This window comes from Saccharopolyspora sp. ASAGF58 (assembly GCF_012277335.1).
GTDB classification, from domain to species: domain Bacteria; phylum Actinomycetota; class Actinomycetes; order Mycobacteriales; family Pseudonocardiaceae; genus Saccharopolyspora; species Saccharopolyspora hattusasensis.
Genome location: NZ_CP040605.1, coordinates 7,306,128 through 7,318,616 on the forward strand (window position 1 = coordinate 7,306,128; position 12,489 = coordinate 7,318,616).

Below are 12,489 nucleotides of genomic sequence, written 5' to 3' on the forward strand. Positions count from 1 at the left end.
AGAGACCACAATGCCGCAGACGCTTCCCGAGATCCTGCAACGTCGTTCCGTGGCCGAGCCCGGCCGCAGGGCGTACGTGTTCCTCGACGAGCACGGGCAGGAGCAGTCGGTGCTGACCTACGGCGAGCTGCACGCGCGAGCGCGCGCCGTCGCCGGCCGGCTGCACCGGTCCTGCCGGCCCGGTGACCGGGCCGTGCTGCTGTTCCCGCCCGGACTGGAGTTCATCGTCGCCTACTTCGGCTGCCTGTACGCCCAAGTGATCGCGGTACCGGTGAGCGCGCCGCGCCCGACCCGGGTGCAGGAAGCCACGCACGGCATCATCACCGACTGCCGACCGGCCGCCGTGCTCACGACCGCCACCATGATGGCCACGGCGAGACCGCTGCTCGAACCCGTCTCCGGTGCTGCGCAGTGGGTTCCGGTCGACGAGCTCGACGCGGACCCGCGGTTCGTTCCCGAGCCCGCGTCGCTGGACTCGACGGCGTTTCTGCAGTACACCTCGGGCTCGACCGCCGCGCCGAAGGGCGTCATGGTCTCGCACCGCAACCTCGTGGCCAACCAGGAGATGATCCAGCACGCCTTCGGCCACGACGAGCACTCGACGTTCGTCGGCTGGACTCCGCTGCACCACGACCAGGGCCTGATCGGCAACGTGCTCCAGCCGCTCTATCTCGGTGTGACGAGTGTGCTGATGGCGCCCGGGGCGTTCATCCGCCGACCGCTCAACTGGCTGTCGGCCATTTCCCGGTACCGCGCGCACACCAGCGGCGGCCCGAATTTCGCCTTCGACGCCTGCATCGCGCACGCTGAGAGGACCGGCGTCACTGACCTCGATCTGAGCAGCTGGAAGGTCGCCTTCAACGGTGCCGAGCCGCTCCGGTACGACACGCTGCGCCGGTTCGCCGAGACTTTCGCGCCGTTCGGTTTCAGCCCGTCGGCGCTGTACCCGTGTTACGGGTCGGCGGAGGCGACGCTGCTGTCCACCGGCAGCCGGAAGGGCCGGGGTCCGCGCACAGTCGAAGCCGACATCGACGCACTGGGCCGGAGGCGGCTCGTCGCGGCGGCTCCGGGACCGGGCCGGACGCTGGTCGGGTCGGGTCTGCTGCCGCCGACCGGGGACGTCAGGATCGTCGATCCCGAGACCCGCCGTCCGTGCGCTGCGGACGAGATCGGCGAGATCTGGATCTCCGGCGATCACGTCGCCACCGGTTACTGGCAACGCCCCGAGCTCACCGAGCAAACGCTGCGAGCCCGCTGCGAAGGCGTGGATGAGCGCGTGTACCTGCGCACCGGTGATCTCGGCGTGCTCATCGACGACGAGCTGTACGTGGTGGGCCGGCTGAAGGACGTGATCATCATCAGGGGCCGGAACTACTACCCCCACGACATCGAGCACACGGCGCAGTCGGCACACCCGGCGTTGCAGCCCACGGCCTGCGCAGCCTTCGCGATCGACGGCCCAGAGGGCGAGAAGCTAGTGGTCGTACAGGAGGTCAAGCGCGACCGCACCGAGGTCGACGCGGCCGAAGTCCTCGCCTCAATCAGGCAAGCGATCGTGCGGGAGCACGAGCTCTCGCCCGGCGACGTGGTGCTGGCCGCTCCCGGCCAGCTGAGCAAGACCACCAGCGGCAAGATCATGCGCCGCGCCGCGAAGAAGCGCTACCTGGAATCGGGTTTCGAATCCTGGCAGCCCAGCACGGTGCTCGCCTGAGAACGCGAGAAGCCCGGTCCGCGCGCGGCGCGGACCGGGCTTCTCGCTCTGCGGTCACAGGTCCAGCGTCAGTTCCGCGGACCGGGAGCGGGACACACAGATCATCATGGTCTTGCCCGCCTCCTTCTCCTCCTCGGACAGGATGGAGTCGCGGTGGTCGACCGAGCCCTCGATCACGCCCGTCTCACACGTGGCGCACGTGCCTTCGCGGCAGGAGGACGGCACGTCGAGGCCCACCTTGGCGAGCACGTCCAGAATGGACTGCCCGTCGCCGACCCGGACGCTGCGGCCGGTGCTGTGAATCCGCACGTCGAACGCCCCGTCCGCGGCGGGGTCGGCGACCACCTCGCGGGGGTGGAAGCGCTCGATGCGCAGTCGCTCGGAAGACCTGTCCCGCCAGGCGTTCTCGGCCGCCGCCAGCAGCGGCTCGGGCCCGCAGCAGTAGACCAGCCCGTCCTCACCGGCCGAGCGCATGATGTCGTCGAGCGGCAACAGGCCCGACTCGTCCTCGGGGTACAGGGTGACCTTGTCGCCGTAGGTCGCCAGCTCGCCGCGGAAGGCCATCCTGGCGAGGTTCCGGCCGCCGTAGTGCAAGGCCCAGTCGGCCCCGGTGGCCTCGGCGTAGCCGATCATCGGCAGCAGCGGGGTGATGCCGATCCCGCCCGCAACGAAGACATAGCGCGCGGCATCCCGCAATGGGAAGTTGTTGCGCGGCGCGGAGACTTCGAGCATGGTTCCGGCGCGGACCTGGTCGTGCAGGTGCGCCGAACCGCCGCGGCCGGCGGGCTCGCGCAGGACGCCGATCCGCCACCGCCCGCGGTCGGCCGGGTCACCGCACAACGAGTACTGCCGGATCATGCAACCGGGCAGGTGCAGGTCGACGTGCGCGCCCGGGGCCCATTCCGGCAGGTCCGCGCCGGATTCCGGGACGAGCACGAACGACCTGGTCTCGTCGGCCTCGATCTCGGTGGCGGCCACGCGCAGCCGCAGGGTCTGATGTGAAGGGGTCGGCTGGTCGTCGGGCACGGTGTGTCCTCCAAGTCTGGTCCTGCCGAAGCGAACCGCCCGGCCGTCGGGGGCCGCCGGGCGGTTCGTGTCAAGCGACGGGCGTGAGGCTGCCGATCAGTGCCGTGTCGTGCTCGGCCGCGCGGACCCGCGGGTGGTCCAGCAGCTCGCCGAGGAAGCCGGCCGTGGTGCTCACACCCGCTCCTTCGATACGCGTCTCGGCCAGTGCGCGCCGCATCTTGGCCAACGCGGCATCCCGGTCCGGGGCCCACACGATGAGCTTGGCCAGCAGCGAGTCGTAGAGCGCCGGGATGCGGTAGCCGTGCTCGATGTGGGTGTCCACGCGCACGAACGGGCCACCCGGGAGCACGCAGCGGGTGAGCGTGCCGGGGGTGGGGGCGAAATCGCGAGCGGGGTCCTCGGCATTAAGCCGGCACTCGATCGCCACACCCCGGTGCTGCACGTCGCCCTGGGTGAATCCCAGCGGCTCACCGGCGGCGACCCGCAGCTGTTCGCGGACGAGGTCGATGCCGGTCACCATCTCGGTCACCGGGTGTTCGACCTGCAACCGGCAGTTGACCTCCATGAAGTAGTACCGGCCGTCCCCGTCGACGAGGAACTCGAAGGTGCCCGCACCCGTGTAGTCCGCCGCGCGGGCACCGCGCACCGCCGCCTCGCCCATCTCCGCGACGATCCGCGGATCGAGGCGCGGCGCGGGAGACTCCTCGACGAGCTTCTGGTGCCGCCGCTGAAGGGAGCAGTCCCGCGCGCCCAGGTGCACGACGTGGCCGTGACCGTCGCCGAGCACCTGGATCTCCACGTGGCGGGCGCTGTCGAGGTAGCGTTCGACGTAGAGCCGCCCGTCGCGGAACACGGCCTGGGCGTTGGCCCGGGTCTGGGTGAACGCACGCTCGAAGTCGTCCGGGTCCCGGACGACGGCCATGCCGCGCCCGCCGCCACCGGCCACGGCCTTGATGATGACCGGGTAGCCGATGTCGTCGGCGAGCTGCTTCGCCTCCTGCGCGCCGGTAAGCCCGTCGCGGCTGCCCGGCAGCAGCGGCAGCTCGGCGTCGAGCATGATCGCCCGCGCGCTGGACTTGTCGCCCAGCCGTCCCATCGCCTCGGCCGTCGGGCCGATGAAGGTGATGCCCTCCAGCTCGCAAACCTCGGCGAAATCGGCGTTCTCGGATAGGAACCCGTAACCGGGGTGGATCGCGTCGGCCCCGCGGGCGCGTGCCGCCTCGATGAGCGCCGGGATGCTGAGATAGCTCGACTTCGCCGGGCCCGGTCCGATCTGTACGCTCTCGTCGGCGAAGCTCACGACGGCCGAGTCGCGGTCCTCCGAGGAGTGCGCAGCGACCGTTGCGATGCCGAGCTCCCGGCAGGTGCGGGCGATCCGGAGCGCGATCTCACCGCGGTTGGCGATGAGCACCTTGCTGATCATCGCGTGGTGCCTCCGGGCTCGGCCGGGGCCAGCTTCATCAACGGCTGCCCGTGCTCGACCGACTCGCCGTCGGCGACCAGCACCTCCATCACGGTGCCCGCCCGATCGGCTTCGACCGGGATCATCAGCTTCATCGCTTCGACGATCGCGATCTGCGTACCCGGCTGGACCGTGTCGCCCTCGTTGACGAACGGCTTCGCTCCTGGTTCCGGCGCGCGGTAGAACACGCCGACGGTCTCCGCGCACAGCACGAACGTGTCGGCCTCCGCGGTCTCGGCCGGCGCGGCGGCCGGGGCGGGCTCAGGCGCGGATGTGCGGGGGTGTTCGTAGGCGTGCGGCAGGGGTGCGTCGGGCCAGGTCATCTCCAGTTCGACGCCGCGGGCGGACAGGCGGACCGCACTGGGGGCCCGTGAAGAGCGCTCGGACAGGGCGTGCACGTGCTCCCGGAGGACGGTGACGATCTGGTCTAGATCGTCGGTGCCGTGGAGCGGGAGCTGGGTGCCGTTGACGGATGTCGGGCTCATCAGACGTTCTCCTTCTCGTCGTCGGGGTCGGTACGGGCGGCTTCGCCGGGCACGGGGATCTGTTCGAGGGCCCCGAACTGGCGGAACCTGGCGTGGCGGCGGGTCACGAGGTTCATCTGATCCAGCGGCGCCAGTTCGGCGAGGCAGCCGACCAAGGCATCGCGCAGGGCGTCGGCGGCCCGCACGTGGTCGGTGTCGGCTCCGCCGTCGGGTTCGGTGACGACGCCGTCGACGACGCCGAGCCGCAGCAGTTCCCGCGCGTTGACGCGCAGGGCGTTGGCGGCCTCGGGTGCGGCGGCGGGGTCCTTCCACAGGATCGACGCGCAGCCCTCGGCGCTGATGACCGAGTAGACGGCGTTGGCGGACATCAGCACCCGGTCGGCGACGGCGAGCGCCAGTGCCCCGCCGCTGCCGCCTTCTCCGGTGATCACGCTGATCACCGGCACCGGCAGGCTCGCCATCAGGCGCAGATTCTCGGCGATGGCGGAGGCCTGCGCGTTCTCCTCGGCCTCGATGCCCGGGTAGGCGCCTGCGGTGTCCACCAGGCTGATCACCGGCAGGCCGAGCTTGCCCGCTAGCCGCATCACGCGTGCCGCCTTGCGGTATCCGGCGGGGTTGGGCATGCCGTAGTTGCTCGCGGCGAGTTCCTCTGCGGTGTGCCCCTTCTGCGTGCCGATGACTGCGACCGGGGTTCCTTCGAGACGCCCGATTCCGGCCAGCAGCGCGGGGCAGTCGGCGGACATGCGGTCGCCGCGGAGCTCGGAGAAGTCCTTCAGCAGTGCGACGATGTAGTCCGCGGTGGTCGGGCGGCCGAGCCTGCGGGCCGCCCGCACGCTCTCCCACGCGTCGGCTTCGGGCAACCGGCCTGGGTCGCGGACCAGCGCGGTCGCCGGAGCGTGCCGGGACGGCGCCGCGTCGTCGGGGCGCCGGCTGGCCACCGACAGCAGCCTGGCCAGCGCCGGCCGGAGTTCGTCGCGGGGGCGGATCATGTCGATCACGCCGTGGCGCTGCAGGAACTCCGCGGTCTGGAAGCTCTCGGGCAGCTGCTGGCGGATGGTCTGCTCGATCACGCGCCGGCCGGCGAAGCCGAGCCGGGAACCGGGTTCGGCGATGATGACGTCGGGCAGCGTCGCGAACGAGGCCGCTACTCCGCCGAAGGTGGGGTCGGTGATCAGTGAGACCGTCAGGATGCCCGCCTCGTCGAGCTGTCCCAGGGCCGCGCTTGTCTTGGCCATCTGCATCAGGGAGATCACCCCCTCCTGCATGCGGGCACCGCCGGAGGCGGTCACCAGCAGCAGTGGAGTCCGCTCGTAGAGGGCGGTCTCGCTGGCTCGGGTCACCGCCTCCCCCACCGCGGAGCCGAGACTGCCGCCCATGAAGCGGAAGTCCATGGCCGCCACGATCACCGGGTTGCCCTCGATGCGGCCTCGGGCGCACACGATCGCCTCGTCGAGACCGGTGCGCGCGCGGGCCTCCCGCAGCCGGTCGGTGTAGGGCTTGGTGTCGGTGAAGCCGAGCGGATCGCTGTCCGGCAGCGAGAAGTCCAGTACTTCAACGGAATCGGCGTCCAGCAGCAGGTCGATCCGCTGCGGGGCGGTCAGCGGTGAGTGCAGCCCGCACTCCGGGCACACCTGATGGGCCCGCGTGAACCGCTTGCGGTACACCATCTCCGAGCAACCCGGGCACACCAGCCACGAGGTGCCCGCATCCGGTGTCGGGGCGGCCAGGGACTTGGTCATCGATTCCTCCCGGTGCCGAGCTCCAGTGGTTCGGGGACGTAGGAACACGCGCTCGCGGGCAGCCTGGCGCCCGCCAATCGCAGCTGCGTGACGCGGCTGGTGAACGCCGCACCGCGCATGACGTGGGTGGCCAGCTCCGCGGCGCGCCGGTTCTCCACGGCGGCCAGGTAGGTGCCGCCGGCCCAGTTGTTGAACGCGCCCATCGCGGGACCGCACCAGACCTGGTAGTCGGAGACCCGGCCCTCGTTGCCGGAGATGCTCCAGCCGGAGGACAGTCCCAGGTACCAGCGGAAGATCAGTGCCATCCGGCGTTTCGGGTTGTCCTGCGCCCGGCTGATCTGGCCCGGGTCGCGCTCCTGGAAGAACGTGATGCACTCCTGCCACACGTCGTCGAGCGGACGCTGGAAGATCCGCTCCTCCAGGCTGTTTCGTTCCGCTGCGGGGATCTGCTCGATCCCGTCGTGGGCGCGGTAGACGTCGTAGAGCCGCTTGGCCTTGGTGGCGAACATGGTGCCGCGCTTGAGGACCTGCACCTCGACGCCCATCTCGAACATGTCGGCCGAGGGCGCCATGTCGCAGTCGTTGACGCCCGCACCGGCCAGCAGCCGCTTGGTCTGCCACGACTGCCCGGCCTCGACGGTGGCCTGGTTGATGGAGCCGGTCACCACGTAGGCGGAGCCGAGGGCGAAGGCAGCGGCCGCCGCGGCCGGGGTGCCGATGCCGCCGGCCGCGCCGATCCGGATCCGCTGCGGGTACCCGAGTTCTCGCTGCACGCGACCGCGCACCGAGATGATCTCCGGCAGCAGCACCATCAGCGGACGGCGGTCGGTGTGCCCGCCGGAGTCGGCTTCGGCGGTGATGTCGTCGGCCACCGGGATCTGCCGCGACCACTCGGCCTGCTCGGCGCTGATCGCGCCCGAGGCGAGCAGCTCACGCACCATCGCCTCCGGGGCGGGGCGCAGGAACTTCTCGGCGACCTCGGTGCGGGACACCTTGGCGATGACCTTGTTGCCGGCGACGACGGTTCCGTCGACTCCGCGGGTCAGGCCCGCGATCCGGTACCGCACGATCTGCGGCGTCAGGTCCAGGAACGCCGATGCCTCGATGGTGCGGACCTCGTGCATGAGGCACAGGTCGATCGTCGAGCGCTCCATCGCGGGCTCGTTCGGACTGTGGATGAGGTTGCACGCGAACGAACGTCCGCGCAGCACCGCGCGGATGCGGGCGAGGTCTGCGTCCACCCGGTGCGCGACGACACCGGCCGCGCCGTAGGAGGCGAGGAACCCCTGCTCGGCCAGGGCGATCACCATGTCCGCCGAGGCGATGCGGTTGGCCATCGAGCCCGCCATGTAGGCGTGCCCGACGCCGTGGTCGGTGAGAAATTCCTTGTCCCCCAGCGCCGGCGCGGGCAGCGGCGGCACCGCGGCGAGCACCTGCACACCCGGCACGGCGCTGTCGCAGGCTGCGACGCCCTGGGCATCTCTGACCAGGTAGAACGGCCGGTCGAGTTGCAGCAGCCGGTTGTGGACCGCGCCAGCGTCACGCGCGAGCCCGGATATCGGGGTGGTGGTCACCATGGCCGTGCTCCTTCTTCACGCAGTTCCACCGCGATGTCGGTGAGTTCGTAGATCCGCAGGCCCGGCTTCCACACGCTGGCGTCGCCGGTGACGCGAACACGGCCGAGACCTCGACGGACGTCCTTGATGTGCACTTCGAGGGTCGCTTCCCCATCAGTGGGCAGAAACTGGCCGCGGTACTTCCAGGTGAAGGGCGCACCGACCGGCAGGATGAAACCCGGATCCGCCATGCCCTCCCCCAGGCCCGCGTCCAGCAGCCACTCCTGCATCGCGTGGATGACCGTCTCGACGCCGAGCGAGCCGGGGATCACCGGGTCGTGCGGGAAGTGCCGGGCGAAGAACCAGTCATCCGGGTCGATCCGGCGGACCGCGTGCAGGTAGCCGTTGCCGTACCGCCCGCCGCCGTCGACGACGTGCAGGTCGTCGAGCAGCGCGAAGTGGTCGCGGGCGCACAGCGCGGCGGCGGGTTTGGCGCGCCGGGCGGCGACGTCGATGGTGCGGACGGCGGGCCGAGGCTGCTGCTCGTCCAGCCAGGTGGGCGCGGCCCGGCCCGCGTCGAGACCGGTCTGGTTGGCCATCGCCTTCTCGCTGAAGTAGCCGAAGAGGGTTTCGCCTTCGTAGAACGGTTCGCCGTCGGCCAGCATCGTGTATGAGAAGCTCTGCAGCGACGCACCGTTGTTCAGCGTGGTCGACAGCAGTTTCGATCGCTGCCGGATGGTCTTGTCCCGCAGGTCGACCTCGCGCAGCACGGTCGCGGTGCCGCCGAGGTTGCGCAGGCTCACCGGTGCCTGCGGGTCGGACAGGGTCGGTCCGAGGAAGTACCCGATGGACAGCGCCGACTGGAGCGAGGTCTCCATGTAGATCATGTTCGGCATGGAGGCGTTGGCGGTGTCGGCGTAGTACCAAGAGTCGGCGGGCGCGTCGTACTCGGTCTCATAGCTCGCGCCGTCGAGTTCGCCCCGGCGGCCGTCCATCGACACCAGGCGGTCCACCAGGGTCAGCCCGCCGTCGGGAACCCGGGTGGCCCTGCGGTCGGAGTAGTGCTCGAACTCCGGGCCGAAAGCGATCCCGTGGCTGCCCCTGGCGAAGTGGGCGATGTGGAACTCACTGATCAACGTCTGCTCACCGGCCGCGGAGTACCGCCCGAGGAACGCCGGGACGGTGCCGCCGCGGGCCGGCCCGATCGGCACACCGGGCTTTTCCACCAGCGCCAGGCACAGCCCGGTGATCCGTGCCGCGACCGCGTCTCCGGAACAGAATTCGACGTTGGCACGGACGTGCGGCCGGGGCACCAGGTCGACACAGGTGACGTCGAGCCGGATTCGCGTGGCGTACAGCGGTCCGACGATCTCGGCTTCGCTGCGCGCTGGCTCACCGCTGCCATCGCCGGGCGCGAAGACCGCGTCGGCGAGGCACAGGTGCAGGCCCAGGTAAAGCGCGAAGACCTCGGCCGCCTGCTCGCCCGCTGCGAGCAGCTGTCCCGGTGTGCCGTCCAGCGGTGCGGCGGAAGCGACGAGAGCGCCGCGTCCGCTGCTGCCGCCACGCAGCTCGATCCGGCCGACCTCGTCGAGCAACAGGGTCGTACCGGCGGCGAGCTTCACCGACGGGTTGCACCCGGGCTGGAGGTAGCCGGGGCCGAAGACCCCGGAGATGTCCCCGTCGGCCAGTCGGGCGAGGTCGTCGCGGTCGAGCCTGGTCCGGGCGCTGCGCGCCAGCGGCTTGAATCGGGCTTCGGTGGTCACCGGCGGCGGTGTCTGCGCTGATGGCGGGGCCGTGGTAAGGCTGATGCGGCCGTCGACGATCTCGAAGTAGCGGGAAACAACTGCGGGGACGGCGGACTCCGCGATGCCGACGCCCCACCGGCTGAGGGTCCGTTCCTGCATCAGCACCTGTGCGTGCAGCGCGTTGCGGTGCGCGTCGGCGATCGCGCGCCGCAACTCCCGTGCGACGGCACCGAGGTTCCCGGTGACGCCGTCGTGCCCGGCCAACGGCGTCTGCGGAGCCGGTCGTGCCGCCGGAGCAGGCTGTGCCCCGGCGGGTGGGACGGCGAAGGGGTCGAAGGGCTCGCCGTCGAAGCCCAGCCCCTCCAGGTCGTTGGTCACTGCGTCTCCTCCGGATGTCCCAGTTCGCTTCGGCGTGGTGGGAGTGCTCATTCGCCCGACCACCGCCGGGTGCCCTCGTGGAACTTCTCCGACATCTCCGGTGTCGCCACCATCTCGATGTCGTGCCACCGCTGGAGCACGGTTCCGCGCCGGTCGCAGGCCGTGGCGGTGACGGTGATCGCGGCCGGGGCCTGCCGCACGTCGTCGACGATCAGCACGAACGGCTCGTCGCCGGGCAGTGCCGCGAAGTACTCCGCACGTCCGAAGCCCAGCGGCAGGCTGGCCTGCCCGAGCAGCCGGTTGCCGTGCACCGACGGCCCTTGCAGCAGCAGGTCGGCCAGCACCGGGCTGTGCAGCTCGCCCCGGTAGGCGCCGGAGCCGACCGGGGTGTCGGTGAGCCGGCATTCGAGCACCAGCCGGTCGTCGGAGTGGTGCAGCACTCGCCGCAGTCCCTGCAGCAGCGGGCCGTGGAACAGCACGGCGTTGCGGTAGATGTCCAGCCCGTTCTCGGGGCCTTCGCCCAGCGGGTAGGAGCGGGTGAACACCGGAGCGTCCACAGAGGACGCCGAGAGCACGAGCGTCGCCGCGTAGTGCAGCACGGGCAGCGCCCCGCCGGTGTCGGTGCGCACCGACACCTTCACGGTCGCGTCCCCGGCGGGCTCCACGGCGACGTGCTGCCCGCCGCCCAGCGACCCGTCGAACAGGATTCCCTTGTACACCTGGAAATCACGCGCCTCGACGACCCGACGGCCCGGATTGGCGCGCTCGACGACGTGGATCATCCAGCCGATCCCGAAGGTCGCCGGCAGCACCGCGTGCTCACCCACGACGTGAGCACCGAGCACCGGGTCACCGGCCAGTGGCGCGATGTCGCGGTGCGCGGTGAACGAGGCCGCCAGGGCCTCGTCACCAGCGGTGAGGGACTTGTCCTCGCCGACCAGCACGCACACGTCGTCGGCGCGGTCGCTGCCGAACTGCTCGACGAACGCCTGCGCGCCGACCTCGGGTTCCAGCAGCCGCACGCCGCGCGCGTGGAAGACCTCGCGCAGTTGCGGGGTGACCATGCCGCCGTCCCACGCGCCCCAGTCGATCGCCGTGACGTGGCACTCGGGGTGTCGCCGCTTCCAGCTCGCCGCGAGCCGGCACAGCGCCTCGTTTGCCGCCGCGTAGTCGGCCTGGCCAGCGTTGCCGAGCAACCCTGCCACAGAGGTGAACAGCACGAGGTGCCGCAGCGCGTCGGCGTCGGTGACCTCGAGGATCGTGCGCAGTCCGGTGAGCTTGGTCCGGAACACGCGATCGATCTCGTCACCGGTCTTGTCGGTCAGGTGCGCGTCGGCCAGCACTCCGGCACCGTGGACGACACCGGTGATGCGGTCGCGCAGCGGCGCGAGCGCGGAGGCGACGGCGTCGTCGTCGGTGACGTCGACCGCGATGTAGCGGGCCTGTGCACCGGCCTGCCGCACCGCGTCGACGGTCGCGCGGATCTCCCGTTGTGCGATCTGGTCGCGCGAACGCCGCTCGACCTCGCGGGGCGTCGGGCGTTCACCGCGGGCCTTGATCTCCTCGATCGCCGCGGCCTTGAGCCCGTCGTCGGCGACGCCCTGGACCCAGGACGGCTCGTCGGCGAGTTCGGTGCGGCCCAGCAGGACGAACTCGGCCTGCGTGTGCTGCGCCAGCGCGCGGACGCACAGGGCGGTGACTCCCCTGGCGCCGCCGGTGACCACCAGCACGTCGTCCGCACCGAGGCCGATGTCCGGGACACCGGAGCCGATCTCGTCGCGGTGCGCGGTGGCGTGCCGGTAGGATCCGGGCACGACGGTCCAGCGGACACCGTCGATGTCGATTCCGACTTCGGTGGTGTCGGTGGCCGCGTCGGCGATCTCGCCGAGCAGCGCCGCGACGAACTCGTCGCGGTCCACGCCCAGGTCAACGTCGAGCGCCCGGCAGAAGACATCGGGTGACTCGCAGGCGAGCGTCTTCACCATCCCGCCCACGCCACCAGCCAGGGCCTCCTCGGCGGGGCGCCCACCGCGCAGTCCCAGGCCGCCGTCGAGCCGGGTCACCGTGACGAAACCGGCCCGCGAACCCGCCGCAGCGGTCTTGGTGAGCGAGGCGACGGCGTGCTTGGCGACCAGGATCGTCTCGGCGACCTGCCGCACGCTCGTGTCCCAAGTCTGCCCGTCCAGCAGGTTCACGCACAGATCCACGCGCCCCTGGAGGTGTTGCGCCAGAGCAGTTTCCAGTTCATCGGTGGCGCCGTCGAAGACGTCCGGGGAACCGCTGAGCTCCATTCGGCGCACGGTCCAGCCGCGTGCCCGCAGTCCGCCGATGATCGCCTCGGCGTCGTCACCACCGCGATCGGCGACCACTGCCACCGGCTCTGCGGT

The 12,489-nt window shown here is 70.9% G+C and carries 8 protein-coding genes; 1 reads left to right on the forward strand and 7 read right to left on the reverse strand.

From position 1 onward, the window contains the following. Positions 1–10 precede the first annotated feature (10 nt). Positions 11–1,711 carry a fatty acyl-AMP ligase gene (locus FDZ84_RS34475; RefSeq protein WP_168589244.1) on the forward strand — a complete coding sequence of 567 codons (1,701 nt, stop codon included), beginning with the start codon at positions 11–13 and terminating at the stop codon, positions 1,709–1,711. 54 nt (positions 1,712–1,765) lie between these two features. Here FDZ84_RS34475 and FDZ84_RS34480 read toward each other — a convergent pair whose 3' ends face one another. The 7 genes from FDZ84_RS34480 to FDZ84_RS38315 all read right to left on the reverse strand — a co-directional run bounded on the left by FDZ84_RS34480 (position 1,766) and on the right by FDZ84_RS38315 (position 12,477). Beyond that, positions 1,766–2,737, reverse strand: coding sequence for a PDR/VanB family oxidoreductase (locus FDZ84_RS34480; RefSeq protein WP_210435306.1), 972 nt, complete (start codon positions 2,735–2,737; stop codon positions 1,766–1,768). A 70-nt stretch (positions 2,738–2,807) separates the two neighbouring features. Further along, positions 2,808–4,160, reverse strand: coding sequence for an acetyl/propionyl/methylcrotonyl-CoA carboxylase subunit alpha (locus FDZ84_RS34485; RefSeq protein ID WP_168589245.1), 1,353 nt, complete (start codon positions 4,158–4,160; stop codon positions 2,808–2,810). Next, positions 4,157–4,684 (reverse strand): acetyl-CoA carboxylase biotin carboxyl carrier protein subunit, encoded by a 528-nt coding sequence (locus FDZ84_RS34490; RefSeq protein WP_168589246.1) that lies wholly within the window; start codon positions 4,682–4,684, stop codon positions 4,157–4,159. The genes FDZ84_RS34485 and FDZ84_RS34490 overlap by 4 nt, the downstream gene beginning before the upstream one ends. Continuing rightward, the gene (gene accD / locus FDZ84_RS34495; RefSeq protein ID WP_168589247.1) at positions 4,684–6,423 is read right to left on the reverse strand and encodes an acetyl-CoA carboxylase, carboxyltransferase subunit beta; all 1,740 of its coding nucleotides are present in this window, start codon (positions 6,421–6,423) and stop codon (positions 4,684–4,686) included. The genes FDZ84_RS34490 and accD overlap by 1 nt, the downstream gene beginning before the upstream one ends. After that, a complete protein-coding gene (locus FDZ84_RS34500; protein WP_168589248.1) occupies positions 6,420–8,000 on the reverse strand; it encodes a PfaD family polyunsaturated fatty acid/polyketide biosynthesis protein in 1,581 nt (526 codons plus the stop codon). The genes accD and FDZ84_RS34500 overlap by 4 nt, the downstream gene beginning before the upstream one ends. Then, on the reverse strand, positions 7,994–10,102 hold the full coding sequence (locus tag FDZ84_RS34505) for a beta-ketoacyl synthase (protein ID WP_246868639.1): 2,109 nt from the start codon (positions 10,100–10,102) through the stop codon (positions 7,994–7,996). The genes FDZ84_RS34500 and FDZ84_RS34505 overlap by 7 nt, the downstream gene beginning before the upstream one ends. A 47-nt stretch (positions 10,103–10,149) precedes the next feature. Next, positions 10,150–12,477: an SDR family NAD(P)-dependent oxidoreductase gene (locus FDZ84_RS38315; protein ID WP_210435307.1), complete on the reverse strand. Its 2,328-nt coding sequence runs from the start codon at positions 12,475–12,477 to the stop codon at positions 10,150–10,152. Positions 12,478–12,489: the final 12 nt, after the last annotated feature.